The sequence below is a fragment of the Mesorhizobium sp. M0410 genome, from assembly GCF_040321435.1.
Lineage (GTDB): Bacteria > Pseudomonadota > Alphaproteobacteria > Rhizobiales > Rhizobiaceae > Mesorhizobium.
The window spans coordinates 171,852-191,745 of record NZ_JAMYRN010000011.1 but is presented as its reverse complement, the minus strand read 5'-3'; the positions used below and the strand labels follow the sequence as shown (position 1 = coordinate 191,745).

Genomic DNA, 19,894 nt, shown 5'->3' with positions numbered 1-19,894 from the left:
TCCGCCAAGGGTGGCTGCATTAGCCGATCCCGTAGACCAGCCTGACGCGGCCGTCCGAAAGCTGCTCCACTTTGCGCAGTTCGAGCCCACGACGATTTTTCGCCGTCCCAAACAGCGCCTTTCCTTCACCGGCGAGCAGCGGATAGACGATCAGCCTGAGCTCATCGACCAGCCCGGCATCGATAAGGCTCGCGGTAATTCGGGCGCCGCCCATAAGGTAGATGTCTTTGCCGGGCTTCTGTTTAAGCGCAGCGATATCCTCGAAATTCCGCACGAAGCGCGTCTTTGGCCAGGCGGCCGAAGTCATTGTGTTCGACAGCACATAATGCGGGGTCTGCGCGGCGAATCGGGCCCATTCGAGCTCGGCCGGCTTCGGCAATTTGCCGGTCATCGGCAGCGGCTTGTCGGGCTCGTTCTGGATGGCGCTCCAGTAGCGCTCGTAGCCGGCATACATGACGCTGCCAAGCAGGCAGGCGTCGATTTGCGGCGTCAGGCCATATTCGTCCGACCACGCGTCGACCCAATCGGCGTAACCCTCGGGCCCCTCCATCTTGCCGTCGACGGAGATTTTCATCCCAGCGATCAATTTGCGCATGACTTCCTCCATCAGGCTTGCGGGATGCAAGCACGTTTCATCGTTGCTTCGTGTTGCTGGCGGCGACCTCAGGGATGGACGCCGCGAGTTACATCAGGCCGGCAGGCGGCGATCGTATTCTTCCCGCAGGCGGCTCCAGCCGTCCCAGAACGAGGTCGGCGGCTTGCCAGCCAGGCGGGCGGCCAGCAGGTCGAGGTGCATGTGCCAGCCGGCCGTGATGTTGAGCTGGATTGCACGTTCCGGCAGGCGGCGATGGACGACGGTGAGCAGCACATCGCTACCCTTCGCCTCCAGCAAGAAGGAGACGCCGCCGGTATTTCCCCAGGTGATGGAAAGCTGGCGCGGCGGATCGAGTTCGGTGATCCGGCCCTCCATCCGATGCTCTTCGGGAAAGCCCGCGGGGCGCTGGCCAGGCGGGTCCGTCAGCTCGTCGTTACGCCAGACCAATTCGAACGAGCTGCCCGCCTTCATTTCCATCTGGCCCGCTGCCATCCACTGTCGGCGCAGGTCACTCTCAGTGAGATAGGCCCAGACGCGCTCGATGGGTCCGGGCAAAAGGCGCTGGATAGTGAACGTGGCGGGCTCGCTTAGCGCGCCATAGGCGTCGATGCTTCTCATCTGGTTCATTGCTCGTCTCCTTCTTTCGGATTGGGCGATTTCCTGGGCTCATCCTGGGCTTTGCGTGCGTCCTCTTCGCGAAGAAGGCGTTCGAGGACATCGAGACGACCTGTCCAGAAGCGCTCGTAGAAGCTGAGCCACTGATGGGCGCTGGCCAGCGGTCCGGGGGCTAGTCGGCACAGATGCGTGCGGCCCCTCACCTCTCGACGAATAAGCCCTGCGTTCTCCAGCGTCTTGATGTGCTTGGAGGCCGCCGCGAGCGACATCGCGAAGGGTTCCGCCAGCTGGCTTACCGTTTTCTCGCCATCGGCGAGATCGCGAAGCATGTGCCGGCGCGTGGCGTCGCCAAGGGCGTGAAAGACCGCATCCATCTGAGGTGTTTGTAATTCAACCATGTAGTTGAATATAGATGCACGCTTTGAGATAGTCAACCGTTTGGTTGAATAAATTATGTGAAGCGCCGCAGGGCGGTTTGCGCCATCGAGCGCATCGACGTGACGGGAGATACGGACGGCCCGCGACAGTAAGGGCGAGGCCCTTATTTGCCGTTGAAGAAACTGTGGATCGCGGCTTCCAGCTTTTCGATAAGCTGAGGGTTGTGGCAGCTGCCAGCCCAGATCAGGGCGTTTAGCCTTATTTCTTTGTTGATAAAGCTCACTTTCCCGGAATCCAGCAGGTATTCCGCGATCTCGTAGTGCCGCCCTTTGATAGCCTCGATGAGCGCGTTGTTTCTCCCCGTCTTGTCGGTCAGATTTACTTCCGCGCCATTCTCCACGAGCAACTTGACGACTTCGAGATGCCCGTTCTTCGCCGCCTCGATAAGAGCCGTTCTGCCGTAGTAGTCAGCTCGCGCGTTGATCTCTATTTGGGGGTGTCTCACGAGGCCTGAGATACACGAGTAATGTCCCTTGGCCGACGCAAGGCTCAAGGGCGTGCTCTTCCACTTGTTTCTGGCATTCACATCGATTTCCGGGTCTTCGATCAGCACCTCGACCACCGCTGTGCGGTCATTGAGGGCTGAAAGGTGAAGTGCAGACCAGCCGCCGTCGTCCGACTGATTGATGTCGGCGCCAGCCGCCAATTCCGATCGAACCGCATCCGCATCGCCTTGTTCTGCCGCGACCAGCAGGGGCGACCAGTCTCTTGCTCCTTCGGCTTCCAAGCTGTTGGTCAACGCAGTCGCCTCCTCGAATAATCCACAGAATACCACAGAAATCCGCGACAGCGGGATCGTCCTGAATGGAGTTCCCTGGAGTCCGTGGGTCACAGAGAGCTGTCGGCCCGAAGCGGAAGATCAGCGCTTCACGTCCGTCTCCTCACATTCTCCTGATATCGACTGGCTTTGGCGGCCATTCAGACTAGATAGAGCCTGCGCCGGGCGGAACGATGCAGAAGGACCTGAACATGCCTGAACAGATTACCCTGAAAAGACCTGAACAAATCAGATTGAACGACGGCTCCGCCATTCCGCAAATCGGCCTCGGCGTGTGGCAGGTCGATCCAGCCATCACCGCCAAGGTAGTGCGCTGGGGAATCGAGGCCGGCTACAGGCTGATCGACACCGCCGAAGGCTATCAGAACGAAGAAGGTGTCGGGCAGGCGATCCGCTCGGCCGGCGTGCCGAGAAGCGAGTTGTTCATCACCTCGAAACTGCGCAACGGCGCCCATCAGCGCGACGCCGCCTTGCGCGCCTTCGACGGGACGATGAGCAAGCTCGGCATCGAACAGATCGACCTGTTCCTGATCCATTGGCCGGTACCCAGCCAGGACAGATATGTCGAGGCCTGGAAGACGCTGATCGAACTCAGGCAATCAGGCCGCATCAAGTCGATCGGCGTTTCGAACTTCAACCAGGACCATCTCGAACGGATCATCGGCGAGACCGGCGTCACGCCGACCGTCAACCAGATCGAGCTCCACCCCCGCTTCCAGCAGCGTGACAAACGTGAATTCCACGACAGGCACAACATCCGCATCGAGAGCTGGAGCCCGCTGGGCAGCGGCCGGCTGTTGAGCGATCCGACGCTCGAAAGCATCGCCAGGAAACACGGCAAGTCGGTGGCGCAGGTGATTATCAGGTGGCACCTTCAGGAAGGGCTGATCGTCATCCCGAAATCGATCCACCAGGACCGGATCGCCGCCAATTTCGATGTCTTCGATTTCGAGCTGGAAGCGAAGGACCTCGAGCTCATCCGGGGCATGGATTCGCCCGACGGCCGCACCGGCCCGAACCCCGCCACCGCCGCGTTCCTGTTCTGACGAAGGCGGGCATCACCGCGGCGTTGGCATTCCTTTGCGACCCCTGTGTCCTGCCCTCTTTGGCACCACTTGGCATCTCCCCCCGGGGGAGATTGGCAGCTTCAACGGGAGCGCCGTTCTTGCAACGTTGGAGACTAGCGAAAAGCCGAGATGAGAGCCAATCTCCCCCCTCGTGGGGGAGATGTCCGGCAGGACAGAGAAGTGGTCGTTTCCAAGTTACAAGGGGGGCGCTGTCCCGCCGGTCTTGCCAGGGTTCTGCTGCCCATCCGTCGCTCACGGAACTCGCGCTTTGGCCACCCATTCAGGATGCAGCGGCGAGCCCAGTCACAATGCCAATGTGCTGGCCTTGGGCATCGATTTGGCATTTGCGCGGTGTCGTGGAGGCAATGGCGTGTGAGGCATTGTCAACGCTCTTTGGCGATCGAGGTCGGCGTTCTACGGCGCCCCCCTCTGTCCTGCCGGACATCTCCCCCACGAGGGGGGAGATCGGCAGCTTCGGCCCCAACGCGGTCCTGTAGCGACCGCGACAGCTCACCTCAGATCCCCGAGCCATCCAGCAGCGGGACATCATCCTCCTCCCAGGGGCTCGGCATCGAACCCTTGCTCAGATTGGCCGACGGCAGCGGCATCCAGCACTTCAGCTCCGGTTCGGCATATTCGACGATGCGTCCCGGAGAAGAGTCGGAAGCCCTCCAGCCTTCGCTGCCGAACTGATCGGCCCGGGCCCAGAAAGCCATGTCGACTTCGGCCGGCCCCTGTTCGGATGGCCGAACCGTGACAAGGATTCTGCTGCCGTCCCTTGGCGCACTCGACATGTGGCGCCACCGATCGGGCTCGTCCATCGTATTTCCTCCTGCGGAATTCACCTCGCACGGATAGTCGCTTCGCCTTCAGAAGCGGTCAACCCGAACTTTCAGGCTTACCCCCCGGAGGGAAGGATCTGGGGCAAGCCTCTGCTCCGCCAGGCCACGGAACAAGTCATGGCGCGCCGGGTTTGGGCAAAGTTGTTGAGGAAGCAAAATGAGATCAGCGGCGCGACCGATCCTTACGATCGTGGCATGGAAGGCCGTGCCCACGCCCTTCCATCCCAACCCGGTCCGATCGCAATGAGGCAGGCCGGTTCTGACCGTTCCAACTCACCGGAGGAGAGGAATGGCGGCATAGGCCGAGCGCTCGGCCTCGGCCTGATAACCGGGGCAGCCGACGACGATTGTTCTGCGATAGGCACCTATGCCAGCGCCGGCGCCCGCTTCGGACCCGACCTGCTTTGGACGGCTCCGGTGACGTTGCCGATGATGTATGCGGTCGTCTACCTGTCGTCGAAGCTTGGTCAGGTATCCGGGCGCGGATTGTTCCACGTCATCAAGGACTTCTATCCGCGGTGGCTGCTCTGGTCGGTGCTGTTGGGTGTGCTCGTCGGCAACACCATCGAGGCAGCGGCGGATCTTGGTGGAATGGCGGCCGCGATCAACATGTTCGTGCCATTTCCCATCCCGCTGATCGTGCTGTTCGTCGCCGCCATCATCTTCGCCCTCCAGGTCTTCGGCTCCTATACTTTGATCCGCAACATCTTTCGGTGGCTGGCGTTGGCGCTGCTCGCCTATGTCGGTGCCGCCATTCTGGCCAAGCCGGACGCCGCGGCCGTACTGCGCGGAACGCTGCTTCCGCGCATCGAATTCAACCGTGAGTTCCTGTCGATCCTGGTCGCCATCATCGGGACGACGCTGTCCGCCTATCTCTACACGTGGCAGTCCAATGAGGAGGTCGAGGAGGAGATTGCACAGGGGCGAACGACGCTCAGGCAAAGGAAGGGCGCTACCGACAGCGAACTCCGTCGCTCTCGCCGGGACATCCTCATCGGCATGATGTTTTCAAATCTCATCATGTATTTCATCATCCTGTCGACGGGTGCTACGCTCTACAAGGCGGGCCACCACGATATCGACACGGCAGCGCAAGCGGCGGAGGCGCTGCGCCCGCTAGCCGGCCAGGCCGCAAGCGTCCTGTTCGCCGCAGGCGTGATCGGCGTCGGTTTCCTAGCGGTTCCTGTCATGACTACCGGCGCTGCCTATGACGTGGCACAAGCCATCGGCTGGAAAAACAGCCTGCACGCCCGGGCTCGAGAGGCGCCCAAATTTTATCTCGCCATCGGATTTTTTACGGTGATCGCCGCCGGCCTCAACTTCCTCGGCTTCAATCCGATGAAGGCGCTGGTCTGGTCCGGCATAGTTCAGGGCTTCTCGACGCCGCCCTTGCTGCTGCTCATCATGCTGATGACGAACAGCCGCAGGATCATGGGCGACCAGGTGAACAGCCGCAGCACCAACATACTCGGTTGGGCAACGACCGCCGCCATCTTCTCGGCGACGATCGGCCTGGTGGCAACCTGGTTCATGTGATCAGGCAGGACAAAAGGACGCCGCCAGTTGAGTTAACCCGTCCCGCTTACGGATTGTCCCAGCTTTGCCGGTCCTGGAAATTCCACTACGTCGCCCATCGGCCGTCTGTATTGCACTGCGACAATTGCATCGATCAGAAGATCCACAGCCGCACGAGCCGTGCGGCTCGTCTCGTCCTCGCCGCTCAAATAATGGCTGGCTCGTTCAAGATGGAGGTGTGCGGCGGCAAAGTCGCTTGTCATCGGCTTCTCCCTGTTGCCCGCCGGCCGGCAGGATGGCCGCCTCGATTTACCCAAAAGCAAATATCCACAGCCGGATTTGAATCAAATTGGCTTGATTCACCGCAGCCCGAGGACAAGGCGCTGGCAGGCCTTTGCGTCGCTGCTCGATGCGCTGCGCCGGCGCAGTACGCCGCATTGAATGAACCAACTACGGCTGGTGTTCCGCAAACTCCGTTCGCTCAATGCGCTACCTTTGAAATTTTCTCGCTCTTTTAATTCTACAAACTCTCTAGACTTAACATAGATCATTTGGACAGGGAGCCAGGAATGTCGAAAAAGCTCGTGGTGGGGCTGTCGGGCAATTTGACCCGGCCATCGAAGACCAAGGCGTTCATCAGCCACATTGTCGGGCAGGCCGCAGAAAGCATCAGTGCGGCCTCCGCCGTCTTCGACATCGAGGATCTCGGCGCGTCCCTGCCGCAGGCAAGGCGCCTCGGCGACCTCGACCCAGCGGCGCGCAACATAGTCGAACGGCTGCTGGGCGCCGACATCCTGGTGGCCGGCTCGCCGACCTTCAAAGGCAGCTATACCGGGCTTTTCAAGCACTTCTTCGACCTGCTCGACCCGTCATCGCTGAGGGGCAAGCCGGTCATCCTTGCCGCGACCGGCGGCGGCGAACGCCATTCGCTGATCGTCGAGCACCAGCTGCGGCCATTGTTCGGCTTCTTCGAGGCGCTGACCGTGCCGACCGCGATCTACGCCTCCGAGAAGGATTTTGCCAATGGCGTGCTGGTGTCGGAAGCCATCCACGCCCGCGCCCGGCAAGCGGTCGCCGAGGCATGCCGGGTGACCGGGGTGCCCTACGGCGTCGGCCTTGCCGCCTGAGCGCACCACTGACCCGAGATCCACTCCCCATCCACCCAGGAGCACGCGGCGATGACCAGATCCACCAAATCCAGGCAAATCAAACTCGGCGCTTTCCTTCCCGGCGGCGGACAGCATATCGCCGCCTGGCGTCACCCCGAGGCGCCGGCCGATGGCGCCACCAGTTTCGAGTTCCACAAGCAGCTCGCCCTGACCGCCGAGCGCGGCCTGTTCGATGCCTATTTCCTCGCCGACAATCTGACGGTCGGCCTCGGCGCCCGCGAAGGCGGCAACGCCAAGATCGCCGGCTTCGAGCCGGTGACGCTGTTTGCAGCGCTGGCGCCGCTCACCACGCATCTCGGCTTCATCGCCACCGCCTCGACCACCTATGAGGAGCCCTACACGCTCGCCCGCAAATTCGCCTCGCTCGATCATCTGTCGAATGGCCGCGCCGGCTGGAACGTCGTCACTTCGGCCGGCGACGAAACCGCGCGCAATTTCAATCGTGAGACGCAGCCTGCCCACGCCGAGCGCTATGCCCGCGCCCATGAGCATGTCGAGACGGTCAAGGCGCTGTGGGACAGCTGGGAGGACGATGCCTTCATCCGGGACAAGAAATCGGGGCGCTTCTACGACAAGGACAAGCTCCACGACATCGACCACAAGGGCGCGCATTTCAGCGTCAAGGGGCCGCTCAACGTCCCACGCCCCGTGCAGGGACACCCGGTGGTGGTGCAGGCGGGGCAATCGGAAGACGGCCGCAAGCTCGCCGCCCACTCGGCGGAAGTCATCTTCACCGCCCATCAGAACCTGGCGTCGGCGCAGGAATTCTATCGCGATATCAAGGCGCGCGTGGCAGCGGTCGGCCGCGATCCCGACCAGGTGCTGATCATGCCGGGTGTAGCGCCCTTCGTCGGCCGCACAGAAGAAGAAGCGCGCGCCAAATACCAGCAGCTGAACGATCTCATCCTGCCCGAAGACGGCGTCGCCCTGCTCAACGGGCTGGCCGGCCAGACGCTCGACATCAGGGGCTATCCGCTCGACGGCCCGCTGCCGCCAAGCAAGGAAACCGAAGGCATGAAGAGCCGCCAGGCGCTGATCCGCCAGATTGCCGACGAGCACAACTTCACCATCCGCCAGCTCTATCAATGGGTGGCGACGGCCCGCGGCCATTATACCGTCATCGGCAGCGCCACGCAGGTCGCCGATCAGCTGGAGGAATGGTTCGGCAACGAAGCCGCCGACGGCTTCAACATCCTGCCGCCCTGGCTGCCCGGCGGGCTCGACGACTTCGTCGAGCTGGTGATCCCCGAACTGCAGCGCCGCGGCCTGTTCCGCACCGCCTATGAAGGCAGGACCCTGCGCGACAACCTCGGCCTCAGGCGGCCGGAAAACCCGTGGACCGCCGCCCGCTCGGCCGTGCTGGCCGCCGAATAATCCCGAGAAGCCCAATACTTTCCAGGCAAGAGGCAAGACGATGACTTTGCAGCACATCGAACAGGCCGTCAGCTTCGGCACGCGTGACAGCACGACAAGACTCGGCTCGGATTTCCTGCGCCTCGGCGGCCGGGCGGGAATTCGCTTCCTGTCGCGCTACGGCGTCCTCATCGCTTTCCTCGCAATGTGGCAAGTGTCGAGCAGCGCCGGCTGGGTCAACGCGGCCGTGCTGCCGCCGATCGACATGATTGTCGCGGCACTTTGGAAGGGACTGGCCGGCGGCACTCTGCTCGGCGACATCGCCATCAGCCTGCAGCGCGCCGGTCTCGCCTTCGCGGCCGCCGTGCTGGTCGCCATCCCGCTTGGCCTGTTCATGGGCCAGGTGCGCGCGGTCGAGACCGCGCTCGATCCCATCCTGCAGGTCTTCCGCCAGACCTCGGCGCTGGCGCTCTATCCGGTGTTCATCCTGCTGCTTGGGCTCGGCGAAGCCTCCAAGGTGTTCGTCATCTTCTGGGCGACGCTGTTTCCGCTGCTGCTCAACACCATCGGCGGCGTCAAGCAAGTCGATCCGAAACTGCTGGAGATGGCGCGCGTCTATGGTGCCAGGCAGCTCACCGTCTTCCGTCGCGTCGTGCTGCCCGGCGCCGTGCCCTCGATCTTCGTTGGGCTGAGGCTCAGCGCCACCACGGCGCTGCTGCTGTTGATCGCGTCCGAAATGATCGGCGCCAACAAGGGCATCGGCTTCCAGGTGATGAACGCGCAGTACAACTTCCAGATCCCGCTGATGTTTGCGGCAATCATCATCCTCGCCAGCCTCGGCCTGATCGCCAACCAGGCGTTGGTCAGCCTGCAGCGGCGGCTCTGCCGCTGGAGCAATGCCGTCGACTGACCACCCGCCTTTACCAGTCTCAACCAGGCCAGAACTCAAATCAGGAAAGACCCGGACCATGAAAATCACCCGTCGTTCCCTGCTTGCCGGCGCGCCCTTCGCCGCCGGCCTTCTCGCCGCCGGCCTGCCGCGCTTCGCCTTTGCCGAAGCCGCACCCGTCAAGTTCCGCTCCCTCGCCAGCCGCGGCAGCATCTCTCCGCATGAGCTGGCCGGCGAGCTCGGCTATTTCAAAGGCCTCGGTATCGAGATCGAGAATGTCGGCTATTCCGGCGGCGGCCCGGAATCATTGTTTGCGCTCGCCTCCGGCAGCGTCGATATCGGCTCGGCCGCAACCGCCGCCGTGATCAATTCGATCTCCGGCGGCAACGACTTCGTCGCCGTCTATCCGAGCAACGGCATCAACAGCAAGGTGCGCAGCGTCTTCTACGTGCTCGACGACAGCCCGATCAAATCGATCGCCGACATTGCCGGCAAGACCATCGCCGTCAACACGCTCGGCGCCCATCTCGACTACACCGTGCGCGAGGCGCTGCACAGCGTCGGCCTGTCTCCGGACGCCGCCAATCTCGTTGTCGTACCCGGACCGCAGCTCGAGCAGACCTTGCGCTCCCGCCAGGTCGACATCGCGGCGCTCGGCTACTGGCAGGCGACGTTTGCCGGGGCGCTGGTCGACAATGGCGGCGTGCGCGGCGTGTTCAACGACACCGACGTGCTGGGCGAGCTGGCCGGCGGCTTCGTCGTGCTCAGGCGCGACTTCATCGCCGCGCATCCCGACGCCGCCCGCAATTTCGTCGAGCAATCGGCGCGCGCCTCCGACTGGTCGCTGCAGAACCCCGACGAGGCGCGCAAGGTGCTGGCAAACATCCTCGATAAGCGCGGCGAGAACGGCGAGCTGGCGCGCTACTGGACCGGCTTCGGGCTGCGCCAGGGGGCCAAGGCGACGGACCGCGACATCGACTTCTGGGTCAGCGTGCTCGAGCGCGACGGCCGCCTGCCAAAGGGTAAGCTGAAGGCAGCAGATATCCTCTACCGGCCCGGCGAAACCAAGACCAACTGAGAAGGCCAACCGGCAAGACAATCAGCTGGGAGATGAGCGCGATGAGCGGCACAAGCGGCGGTGAGGTCAGCATACGCGACCTGTCCAAATCGTTCAGCATCGGCGGGCGTTCGCTTGCCGTGCTGAGGACCCTCAATCTCGACATCCGCTCGGGTGAATGCCTGGTCATCGTCGGCGCCAGCGGATCGGGCAAGACCACGCTGCTGCGCATCCTGGCCGGACTGGAGGCGGCCGACAGCGGCGGCGTTGCCATCGACGGCAAGCCGGTGCACGGCGTCGGCGCCGAGCGCGCGGTGATTTTCCAGGAGCCGCGCCTGCTGCCCTGGCTGACGGTGCTCGGCAACGTCGCCTTCGGCCTCGAAGTGCGCGGCGTGCCGAAGGCTGAGGCCGAGGAACGGGCGCGCTTCTACATCGCACTCGTCGGCCTCGCCGAATTCAGCGATGCGTTTCCAAGGCAGCTGTCGGGCGGCATGGCGCAGCGCGTCGGCATTGCCCGCGCGCTGACCGTGCAGCCCGAAATCCTGCTGCTTGACGAGCCGCTAGGCGCGCTCGACGCGATGACCAAGATCGGCATGCAGGAGGAACTGGCGCGCATCTGGAGCGAGGAGAACGTCACCATGGTGATGGTGACGCACGACCTCGAGGAAGCGATCTACCTCGCCGACAGGGTGCTGATCCTGCCCAAGGAGAAAGGCGGCGCGGCGCGGCTGATCGACATCGACCTGCCCCGCCCGCGCGAGCGCAGCGAAAGCCGCTTCGTACGCTACCGCGAAGAACTGCTGCGCGAATTCGGGCTGCACTGAAAGCCGCCTAAGAGGCTTGGATCCCGCGTCCCGCGAAGCGGGAGCGAAGCGGGGAGAGGTGTCTCGGCGAAGCCGAGACGGAGATGGGCCTTCCTTCGAGTGCCCTGCACTACGCTCTTTCCTGGAACCGGATTCCCCGCCTCGGCATTTCCTTAACCGGGAGGCAAAGGAGCGCGGCATGAAAGCTTTGTTCGCAATCTTTGGCGGCTTCGTCCTGACGCTCGCCGTATTCGCCAGCGGTCTCGCCTTCGCCACCTGGTTATTGATAGCCAAGCCGGTACCGCCGGCCGCCCCGGTCTCCAGCGTCGCCGAACTGTGGGCCAAGGATCCGCGCCCGGTAAACCCGGCCTCGCAGCGCCTCGAGCGCCTCCCGGCCCGCCCGGTTCCCGTTCGCACCTCGGAAGTTGATCGCACCTCCAAACCCGCCGACACCGCCGCAGCTTCGACACCCGACACCACCGGCTCCATCAAGCCGGCGGTGGAAGAGCAGCAGACGCTACCCGCCGCTCATGTCGAATGGTGCGCCAGCCGCTACCGCTCCTACCGGCCGGACGACAACCGCTACACCTCCTACAGCGGCCAACAGCGCCCCTGCATCTCGCCCTATCTCGACATCACCGATGACGGCAGCTACGTCGAGGCGAGCGATACATCGTCGGTGGAGGGCTACGCCCCATCGGATGAACCCGGCGACGCCGAGCTCTCATCCGATCACGTGCAATACTGCTTCAGCCGCTACCGGTCATATCGACCGGAAGACAACACCTACCAGCCATATTCCGGGGGGCCGCGCCGGCAGTGCGAGTAGCGCGGGCCGCGGTGGCTGGCGGCCGCAGTGCATGGCGCCTTGTGCGACCAACGATCACGCAGATTTCTCGGGTTGGCACGGCGTTCATCCGATACCCAAAGGAGAAATCAACATGGGCGACGACCGGGAAGACAAGATTCGTGAGCGCGCATACCAGATCTGGGAACGTGAAGGCGGGATCCATGGCGATCCCGAGCGGCATTGGCACCGGGCCGAGGCCCAGATCGACAGGGAGGCAGCCCTGCCGCTGACGGCAGGCGATGCCCTGCCGGAAACCCGCGAGGTCGCGAGCTCCGACGTCTTGACGGTGGAGGCCCTGGCGGTGCGCACCGGCATATCGGGCGAACAGGCGCAGGAGCTGATCGACAGGCTGGGCAACGACCGGGCGGCGATCGAGCAAGCCGCGCGCAACCTCAAGGGGAAGCGCCGGCCCTAGCCAGGGAGAGACAGATGATCAGAAAACTCAAAGACGGAAAATACCGCCTCTATTCGCGCAAGAAGGACGAAAAGACCGGCAAGCGCCGCAATCTCGGCACGTTCGATACCCGCGAGGCCGCCGAGAAGCACGAACGGGAGGTGCAGTACTTCAAGCGCCATTGAGGGCGGCGTGCCGTCGCTTGCCAGGCAGCCGCGCCGGAATGCCTGGCGGAACCTGAATTCCAGCCCGTAACAAGGCGTCGCGAAGCCGCTACCGCTCCTACAGGGCAAGGGACGGTCCTACAGCGGAGCGGCGCCCCTGCATCTCGCCCTATCTCGATGCGGTGCTGCCGACCGCGCAACTCCCCGCCGATGGCAGCGACTACGTCGAGGCGAACGACGCTTCGATGGAGGTCCCGCCGGATGAAACCGGCGCCGCCTGGCTTCCGCCCTACCACGTGCAATATTGCTTCAGCCACTATCGTTCCTATCGGCCGGAAGACAACAGCTACCAGCCCTATTCCGGCGGCCCGCGCAGGCAGTGCCAATAGGTGGGCGCTGAGGGCGCCTGGCGCGCGTCGGTCGGCATCTATGTGCTGCACCTTCCGGAAGTAGGCGATCTGTTACATGTGTCGTCGGAATATCGCGCGACGGGCGATAGTCTCCCAGTGAAGAATTGCTTGTACCGGCTGGTTGCAGATAGATGGTCTGCAATATTGGGGGGTGTTCGCAGTGGCTGAGGAAAAAGGCTATAAGCTGGGCGACGATCTGCCGAAATCCAACCCTTGGCGGGATGACCGTCTAGGGTATGCTCCGTTTGCAAAGCGGATAGCGACAGTCATCATCAAAATGACAGCACCAAACGGCTACGTGATCGGCGTTCACGGCCAGTGGGGGAGTGGGAAGTCGACCGCGCTCAACTTCATCTTAGAATATTTGAAGAAACACAACGCCGAGCACGAAAATGACCAGATAACCCATATCGATTTTCGGCCTTGGATTGTGTCCGGTCATCAGGATCTGATTCTCGCTTTCTTCAAGATACTGTCGGAGAGACTAGGACCGAAAGGCACCCGTTGGACGCGGTTTCAGAATTGGATTGCCGGGTTGATTAGCGGAACAACGGATAATCTGGTGGACGCTGCGGCGACTGTGGCCTTGACTGTCGACCCGAGCGGCGGTGCAGCTTCCGGATTTGCAGGCAACTTGGCAAAGAAGTCGGTCAACGCACTATTAGGTCGGTACCTCGAAAATCCGTCTTTGCAAACGGCATATGAGGACTTGAAAAGTCAACTTGGCCGTAGCGGCAGACGCTTTGTAGTCACGATCGACGATATGGATCGGCTAGAAAACAAAGACGTGAAATCGATCATGCAGATGGTAAAAAGCATCGGCCAACTGCCCAACGTCGTTTATCTTTTGGCCTACGATCGCGATATAGTCTGGGAAGCTTTGGATCACGGGACGGATCGTGGAAGACCGCGCTTCGCGGAGAAAATCGTTCAGCAAGAAATTGAACTTCCGCGGCCCGCCAAGAACGCACTTCTTACCATCCTTGATCAGGAGATCTCCTTTCTAACCGGCACGACTGAGGACACCTCGCGCTGGCACTACATCGTCCGCGACGGGATTCGGCGGTGGATACGGTCGCCACGCGATGTGGTGAAACTCTCCAACGCTGTGAAATTCTCTTGGCAAGCGTTGGAGGGAGAAATTGACGCTCAAGACCTCCTCGCTATTGAAGGGGTGAGACTGTTTGACCAAGGCTCGTTCAACTGGATTCGAGACAGCAGAGATTTTCTCTTCACGGAAGGGCGCTTTGTTATGGCGCAAGACGACGTGAGGAAGACCGCAGTGGAGGGCCTCAAACGGCGAATCCCCGACGAAGTCCAGCCGCAGGTCCTTCGGGTGCTATCAGTGCTGTTCCCGCAGGCGGCCAAATGGTTAGAAGGTCAGCAAGCCTCTGGTGATGAAGCCTTCATAGACGTGACCAAACGACGTGGTATTGGGAGCGAAGCCGGCTATGACGCTTACTTTGGTCTTCACCCGTCTTCCGATGCAATTCCTAAGGCGGTCATCAACGATCTTATGTCGAATCTGGAAGATGCCGACGCGATCGAGACCATCATTCGAAGCTACAGCGGAAAGAGAAATAGCCGTGGCGAACTGATGATCGCCAAGCTCCTTGACGAATTGCGCGTGCAGTACCGTGCAAGCCGTCCTGCGCAGCCGACCCAAGCCCTTCTGGATGCCTTGTTTCGGATCGGTGAAGACGTCATCGGTATTGATTGGGACGGTAATATGTTTGGGCTATCGCCGCGGGCACAGCTCGGGTTTCTTATTTGGAATATGCTGGAGCAGTGGGGGGTGGAGGAGGCAGGTAGCCACCTGATTGCAGCATTCGAAAAAGCTGCCTCACCAGCATTTGCAGCCGACATATATGTCGATCGTGGCCGTGAACTAGGCGTATTTCGCTCCGACTCCGGCGAACGGCCAGTAGTCAGTCAGGAGCATTTCGAGAAGCTCGGTGCCATTCTCATCACGAAAATCCAAGCCGCGGCTCACGACGGCACTTTGGAAGCCGCACCATTCTATTTTGACCTCACTAGGGCGTGGGCGCATATCGCTGGTGCGGCGGCTCCTAAGGCGTGGCTTGCTGCTGGTATATCCGAGAGCGCCGAGTTCATGGCGAAAGCCGGCAGAGGCTTGGTCAGTTATAGCGTTGGAACGAAAGAGCGCCGATATACAATGCGAGACGCTCCTGAGCCGCAGTTCTACGATTTGTCGTTGCTCGTCGAAGCAGGGAAGAAGCACCTAAAGTCCGACCTGAGTAAGGACCAGCGAAATCTGCTGACAGAGATTGTGCGCGGGTCCGAGCAACTGCTAAAGGGCCAGTCGCCGGAAGAGACGCGAGATGAACAACATGAAGGATGACGGCGCGTCAACCGCATCGCCCAACTGGATGTCCGGGTCTCGCCACCTCTGCACCCCTACCGCGCTGCCCGCCGGCTCTCCACCGCGTCAAGTCGCTCCTGCAGATGCCCATTCAAAACAATCATCTCCTTGAGCGCCTTCACCGCATCGCCCTTATGCCGGGCGATGAACCTGTCGGCGATGGCCTGCAGCGCAGCCTCCTGGCGGCTGTCTAGTGTCACGATGTGGTCCATGGCGGTGCCTCCAGCATTCCTGTTGAAATTGAACAAAACGGGAACAAAAATGTCAAGGGCGAATTGACTCCGCGAGGAATGCCTTCCTATTTGTCAGTAGGTGGGGCGGTTGCTCACAAATCGAGGAGAGCCGCGATGGGCAGACGAAAAAGCCGGTTCGACAGGTTGTCGGCGAGGGATGCGGAGGCGATCATCAGGGACGCTTTGAGCCTGCGCCGGACGGTGCTGTCGTCGCAGCTGCATCTGAAGGCGCATGGCGAGCTGTTCTGGCAGCTTTGCGGGCTTGTCGAGAAATTGCACGAGGTGCTGGCCAGCGTAGCGGAGAAGGAGCCCGATTATCGGATGGCGGAGCTTGGCCTGCTTCCCCTCCCCGAGGATTACTCGACCCGGAAATGAGCCATGGCCGGGCCGATGGACAGCGTTGGGCGTGCCGCCAAGGCCAACATGCTGCTTATCGTGGAGTGCGGCCACTGCTACCACGTCGGGCGCTTCAGGGCGAATGACGTGGCCCAGGTGGTGGGCTGGAACAAACCGCTGGAAGCGATCAGGTTCAGGTGCAAGCGATGCAGCCGCAAGGACACGACGGTGAAGACGCAGTTCATCGACCAGGATCATCCGCCCAAGGGCTACATCTGGGTGCTGCAGAAATTCAAGCGCTAAAACAATGAGCCTTGCGCCGGCGCCTGCTGCGGAAACTTGATCTGCGTCGCCGGCTTGTCGACGATCGCCAGCGCGTCATCGGGCGCCGTGCGCTGCAGGTGTCTTGCCTCCGACCATGGCGCGCTGAGCCAAGCCTCGGATTCTTCCGGCGTGGTCAGGATCACCGGCATTGCCTTGTCGTGGATCGGCGCGACCAGCGCGTTGGGCCTGGTCGTCATGAAGCCATAGACCTGGTGCTCGGCGGGGCCGTCCTTGACCTTGCGAATGCCCTGCCAGCGCGTCCACAGGCCGGCAAAGAAGAACAGCGGGCGGTCCTCGCCGAGTGCAAACCAGAAGTTGCGCTGAATGCCGGTCTCGGGGTCCTTGTCGCCGAGCGTCGGGCTGGGCTCGGCGAAGCTGGTGACGGGCACCACGCAGCGGTTCTCGATGCCGAGATATTGCTGCCAGTGGCCGTATTGCGGATTGCGGATGTTGGTGGTGCCGTAGTCGGCCTTGCCCTTGACCCGCTCCAGTGGCGCCGGCATGCCCCACAGCAGATTGGCTAATTCGCGTTCGCCGTCCGGCGCATTGCGCACCACCGGGCCTGGCTGGTTGGGATAGATGTCGATGGAGGGTTCGAGATTGCCGAGGATATCGCGCAAGGCGCGGGTCCACTGGCGAATGGCCTCCTGGCTGGTCGTGATATTGTAAAGATTGCACATTTCAGGCCGTTCCCGGATGCTCAGGCATCTTGTTGGAAACGGCCCGGAATTTCCAGCGCTGTCCGTCGGGTTGCTGACACGGCAGGCCGTGTCAGCAATGGTTTTGTGAGACCTACCGCGCCGATTGTCTCATAGCTTGTGCGGCGACTGCCGCGAGAAAAGCCCTGGCCGCGGCATCGCAGGCCGCTCGGGATGGACCCTTGGCGAAAAGGAGAAGCTCGGCGGCTCGCATGTTGAGCCCGTGCTTTCTCGCGAATGTGACCAGATCGTAGGGTTTGTTGTCGTAAGGCTCGTCGTCGTAGTCGATCGTCAGATCGTAGTTTTCTTTCATTTTCTTCCTCCCTTTAGCGATCTCCCCCCTCCTGTCGCTAACGCAAAATTAACGTCGATGGCGTCGGGCGAGTCCACCAATCAGAGATTGTGTAAGAAACGTACCGGGGCTGTGCGAGGTCAGATGTGCAGCCTCGCACCGGGTCCGGTGGGCAAGCGCCGCGTACCGACCCGATCGAAACCCGGCCTTCGGGCAGGCTAATTGTTAGGACGTTGATAAGCATTTGGTAATAAAAGGCGGGAAATGAAATGCTGGCTTGATCGGGCATCTATGATGCTGTCGTTCTCAGTGGGCCTGTGACGTGCGCATCAAAAGCCAGATCCTTCTCAGTATGATGGCCGCCGCGGCTTTGATCGGGGTGGTCGGCGGCGTTGCGATTTTCACGCAGATGGCGGCGATCAGGGCGTTGGGGTTGACCGAAGCGACCAATGTCGCGCGCGAACTGGCCAACACGATCGTGTTCAGGTCATCCGATGGGGCGCCGTCGCTGTTCGACCGACCCGACGCGCTCCGGGAGTTTTTGGAGCATCAGCACCATGGTTCGCGCAGGGATTTCCTGGTCGTCGATCGCAACAAGGTCCTTCTGGCCCACGCTTCCGACGAGGACCACAAGGTCGGCGACAAGTTCGATCACGACGCCGGCGATGAAGTCGGCCAGACTCTGAAAGATGGCATCTCCCGCAGGTTTGAGGATGCTCATGAGGCCAACGACATGTTGGTCGTTCCGATCGAACATCCCGAGGACACGATCATCGGTGCCGTGCTCCTGGAATACGACCCGTTGCTAGGCGATGCCGAACGGCGCACCAGCAACATGCTTTGGTTGGTTGGCCTCAGCGCGACAGCCGCCATGCTGGTTGCGGCGGGATTCGCCGCTGTACTGCTGCGTCGTTTCGGTACCGGCCTTTCTGGCATGATGGGAGGCATGGAATCGCTGGCCAAAGGCAATGCCATGACGCGTGTAAGCTACACCGGCAAAGATGAGTTCGGGCAGCTGGCGCACGGCTTCAACATGATGGCCGCCGAATTGGAATCGGCGCGGGCCCACATCGAGGATATCGTCGAGACGGCGGCTGAAGGCATTGCCGTCCTCGACGGTGATGGCCGGATTGCCAGCGTCAATCCCGCGGCGGTCTCGATGATCGGGCGGCGCGCCAACAAGATCGTCGGCCAGGAGTGGCGCTCGGTCATGACGATACGTGATCCGAAAGGCGACGAATTCGCCGCCGGGACGTCTCCCATCGAGCTGGCCTTGACCTCGGGCCGCCAACACCAGGGCGAAGTGCGCTTGACCAAATTGGACGGCTCGCATTTGCCGGTGATCGCGAGCTGCAGTCCGCTCAGCAAGTCGGACGGAAGCCTCGTCCTCACGCTCAACGACATCAGCGAACTGCGCCGCGCGGAGAGCGTTGTGAACGAGCGTGCCGATCAGCTGGCGGGGCTGAACCGCGAATTGCACGAGAAGTCGGAAACAACGTCCCGTCTGGTGAAGCTGGGGGAGCTGCTGCAGGCCTGCGTTACGTTTCCTGAAGCGTTTTCAGTGGTCGGCACCGCCATGGCCGAGTTCCTCGGCGGCTTAAGCGGAACCGTCCACCTGACCAGCGCCTCGCGTAACCTGGTGGAAGAGGTAGCGCATTGGGGCGCCGTCCGGTCGAGCGCTGGCCAATTTGCGCCGGAAGACTGCTGGGCGTTGCGGCGCGGCCAGGAGCATGTCGCCGGCCCGGGCATGTTGTCGCCGCGTTGCGCCCATATCACCGAGAATGGCGGCAAGGGTTACGTCTGCATGCCGCTGGCGGCGCAAGGCGAAACACTGGGCATCTTGCATTTGTGTGAACCGAATGCGGCGGACAAACCGCAATGGCTGGCTGAAAGGCAGCAGATCCTGCGCGGCGTCGTCGACACGCTGGCATTGGCGCTGGCCAATCTGCGCCTGCGCGAGACGCTGCGGCAGCAATCGATCCGCGATCCGAATACCGGTCTGTTCAACAGACGGTATCTCGAGGAGACCAGCAGCCGTGAACTGCGCCGAATGGAGCGCTCGGGTCAGCCATTGGTCGTCATGATGCTTGACGTCGATCATTTCAAACAGTTCAACGATACGTTCGGCCACGAGGCCGGTGACCTGGTGTTGAAGCAAGTTGCCGCCACCTTGATCGAGCATGCCAGGGATAGCGATGTCGTATCGCGCTATGGCGGCGAGGAATTCGCCCTTGTGATGCCGGGGTGCTCGCTTGAAGAGGGTGCTGAGCGGGCGGAGGCGCTGCGCCAGGCAATCAGACAGCTTCACCTGGCGCATCGAGGCAGGACGCTGGGCACTGTTACCGTTTCGTTCGGGGTGGCCGCTTACCCCGACCACGGAGCGGGCTGGGCCGAACTCACAAATGCCGCGGATCATGCGCTCTACGAGGCCAAGGGTGAGGGTCGCGATCGGGTCGTGGTTGCGCGCAACAGCGCCCCCGGCGAGCGACAAATCCAGTTGGTAACGGCTCCCAAAAAATAGCCGGACGCCATCTTGCCGCTGATTGCCAAGCGACGCTCGCACGAAGGCCAAGCCGGCCTCGTTGGGTTCGACTAAAGAATAAATCCGGCTAATAACACCGTAAGGAGCAGTGACAGCGGAACGGCTGCAAGACACCAGATCTCCAACGTGTTGTTTTGCCGCGGGTCC

At 61.9% G+C, this 19,894-nt stretch carries 23 protein-coding genes; 15 read left to right on the top strand and 8 right to left on the bottom strand.

What is annotated here, in order from left to right; all coding sequences use genetic code 11:
• Nucleotides 1-19 precede the first annotated feature (19 nt).
• The 4 genes from NKI63_RS18660 to NKI63_RS18645 form a co-directional block, all read right to left on the bottom strand.
• A complete protein-coding gene (locus NKI63_RS18660; RefSeq protein ID WP_352507160.1) occupies nucleotides 20-595 on the bottom strand; it encodes a dihydrofolate reductase family protein in 576 nt (191 codons plus the stop codon).
• A 93-nt stretch (nucleotides 596-688) separates the two neighbouring features.
• Entirely contained in the window at nucleotides 689-1,222 is a 534-nt protein-coding gene (locus tag NKI63_RS18655; RefSeq protein ID WP_352507159.1) for an SRPBCC family protein, read from the bottom strand.
• Nucleotides 1,219-1,608, bottom strand: coding sequence for an ArsR/SmtB family transcription factor (locus tag NKI63_RS18650; RefSeq protein ID WP_254819404.1), 390 nt, complete (start codon nucleotides 1,606-1,608; stop codon nucleotides 1,219-1,221). Before NKI63_RS18650 ends, NKI63_RS18655 begins: the two co-directional genes overlap by 4 nt.
• A gap of 143 nt (nucleotides 1,609-1,751) precedes the next feature.
• Entirely contained in the window at nucleotides 1,752-2,387 is a 636-nt protein-coding gene (locus NKI63_RS18645; RefSeq protein ID WP_352475611.1) for an ankyrin repeat domain-containing protein, read from the bottom strand.
• A 230-nt stretch (nucleotides 2,388-2,617) separates the two neighbouring features.
• On the opposite strand from NKI63_RS18645, the gene NKI63_RS18640 reads away from it, so the two are divergent.
• Entirely contained in the window at nucleotides 2,618-3,472 is an 855-nt protein-coding gene (locus tag NKI63_RS18640) for an aldo/keto reductase (protein ID WP_352507158.1), read from the top strand.
• A 536-nt stretch (nucleotides 3,473-4,008) separates the two neighbouring features.
• Here the strand turns inward: NKI63_RS18640 and NKI63_RS18635 are convergent.
• On the bottom strand, nucleotides 4,009-4,314 hold the full coding sequence (locus NKI63_RS18635) for a hypothetical protein (protein ID WP_352507157.1): 306 nt from the start codon (nucleotides 4,312-4,314) through the stop codon (nucleotides 4,009-4,011).
• Between the two features lie 165 nt (nucleotides 4,315-4,479).
• Here NKI63_RS18635 and NKI63_RS18630 point away from each other — a divergent pair, with 165 nt between their 5' ends.
• The 11 genes from NKI63_RS18630 (at nucleotide 4,480) to NKI63_RS18580 (ending at nucleotide 15,301) form a co-directional block, all read left to right on the top strand.
• Entirely contained in the window at nucleotides 4,480-5,871 is a 1,392-nt protein-coding gene (locus tag NKI63_RS18630) for an Nramp family divalent metal transporter (RefSeq protein ID WP_352822733.1), read from the top strand.
• A 548-nt stretch (nucleotides 5,872-6,419) separates the two neighbouring features.
• Entirely contained in the window at nucleotides 6,420-6,977 is a 558-nt protein-coding gene (gene msuE / locus NKI63_RS18625) for an FMN reductase (protein ID WP_352799224.1), read from the top strand.
• Between the two features lie 51 nt (nucleotides 6,978-7,028).
• Complete coding sequence (locus NKI63_RS18620; protein ID WP_352822730.1) at nucleotides 7,029-8,393, top strand: LLM class flavin-dependent oxidoreductase; 1,365 nt, start codon at nucleotides 7,029-7,031, stop codon at nucleotides 8,391-8,393.
• 40 nt (nucleotides 8,394-8,433) lie between these two features.
• Entirely contained in the window at nucleotides 8,434-9,282 is an 849-nt protein-coding gene (locus NKI63_RS18615; RefSeq protein ID WP_352822728.1) for an ABC transporter permease, read from the top strand.
• 58 nt (nucleotides 9,283-9,340) lie between these two features.
• Nucleotides 9,341-10,339 carry an ABC transporter substrate-binding protein gene (locus tag NKI63_RS18610; protein ID WP_352822725.1) on the top strand — a complete coding sequence of 333 codons (999 nt, stop codon included), beginning with the start codon at nucleotides 9,341-9,343 and terminating at the stop codon, nucleotides 10,337-10,339.
• A 32-nt stretch (nucleotides 10,340-10,371) separates the two neighbouring features.
• Entirely contained in the window at nucleotides 10,372-11,142 is a 771-nt protein-coding gene (locus NKI63_RS18605) for an ABC transporter ATP-binding protein (RefSeq protein WP_502900483.1), read from the top strand.
• A gap of 178 nt (nucleotides 11,143-11,320) precedes the next feature.
• Nucleotides 11,321-11,950, top strand: a complete 630-nt coding sequence (locus NKI63_RS18600; RefSeq protein WP_352705663.1) for a BA14K family protein — start codon at nucleotides 11,321-11,323, stop codon at nucleotides 11,948-11,950.
• A gap of 112 nt (nucleotides 11,951-12,062) precedes the next feature.
• Nucleotides 12,063-12,386: a DUF2934 domain-containing protein gene (locus NKI63_RS18595; protein ID WP_352705666.1), complete on the top strand. Its 324-nt coding sequence runs from the start codon at nucleotides 12,063-12,065 to the stop codon at nucleotides 12,384-12,386.
• A 14-nt stretch (nucleotides 12,387-12,400) separates the two neighbouring features.
• Entirely contained in the window at nucleotides 12,401-12,550 is a 150-nt protein-coding gene (locus NKI63_RS18590) for a hypothetical protein (protein ID WP_023677295.1), read from the top strand.
• Between the two features lie 161 nt (nucleotides 12,551-12,711).
• Complete coding sequence (locus NKI63_RS30760; RefSeq protein WP_502899839.1) at nucleotides 12,712-12,918, top strand: BA14K family protein; 207 nt, start codon at nucleotides 12,712-12,714, stop codon at nucleotides 12,916-12,918.
• 181 nt (nucleotides 12,919-13,099) lie between these two features.
• On the top strand, nucleotides 13,100-15,301 hold the full coding sequence (locus NKI63_RS18580) for a KAP family P-loop NTPase fold protein (RefSeq protein ID WP_352705668.1): 2,202 nt from the start codon (nucleotides 13,100-13,102) through the stop codon (nucleotides 15,299-15,301).
• Nucleotides 15,302-15,357: 56 nt separating this feature from the next.
• Here the strand turns inward: NKI63_RS18580 and NKI63_RS18575 are convergent, their stop codons facing one another.
• On the bottom strand, nucleotides 15,358-15,534 hold the full coding sequence (locus NKI63_RS18575; RefSeq protein WP_352705670.1) for a hypothetical protein: 177 nt from the start codon (nucleotides 15,532-15,534) through the stop codon (nucleotides 15,358-15,360).
• 135 nt (nucleotides 15,535-15,669) lie between these two features.
• Between NKI63_RS18575 and NKI63_RS18570 the strand changes: the two genes are divergently transcribed.
• Nucleotides 15,670-15,930, top strand: coding sequence for a hypothetical protein (locus NKI63_RS18570; protein ID WP_254819421.1), 261 nt, complete (start codon nucleotides 15,670-15,672; stop codon nucleotides 15,928-15,930).
• A 3-nt stretch (nucleotides 15,931-15,933) separates the two neighbouring features.
• Complete coding sequence (locus tag NKI63_RS18565) at nucleotides 15,934-16,194, top strand: hypothetical protein (protein WP_023677293.1); 261 nt, start codon at nucleotides 15,934-15,936, stop codon at nucleotides 16,192-16,194.
• On the opposite strand, the gene NKI63_RS18560 is transcribed toward NKI63_RS18565, so the two are convergent.
• Both NKI63_RS18560 and NKI63_RS18555 read right to left on the bottom strand, forming a co-directional pair.
• Entirely contained in the window at nucleotides 16,191-16,895 is a 705-nt protein-coding gene (locus NKI63_RS18560) for an SOS response-associated peptidase (protein ID WP_352822716.1), read from the bottom strand. The genes NKI63_RS18565 and NKI63_RS18560 overlap by 4 nt on opposite strands.
• A gap of 112 nt (nucleotides 16,896-17,007) precedes the next feature.
• On the bottom strand, nucleotides 17,008-17,226 hold the full coding sequence (locus NKI63_RS18555; protein WP_352822714.1) for a hypothetical protein: 219 nt from the start codon (nucleotides 17,224-17,226) through the stop codon (nucleotides 17,008-17,010).
• A 331-nt stretch (nucleotides 17,227-17,557) separates the two neighbouring features.
• Between NKI63_RS18555 and NKI63_RS18550 the strand changes: the two genes are divergently transcribed.
• Nucleotides 17,558-19,726, top strand: coding sequence for a diguanylate cyclase (locus tag NKI63_RS18550; RefSeq protein ID WP_352822711.1), 2,169 nt, complete (start codon nucleotides 17,558-17,560; stop codon nucleotides 19,724-19,726).
• The last annotated feature ends 168 nt before the right edge of the window (nucleotides 19,727-19,894 follow it).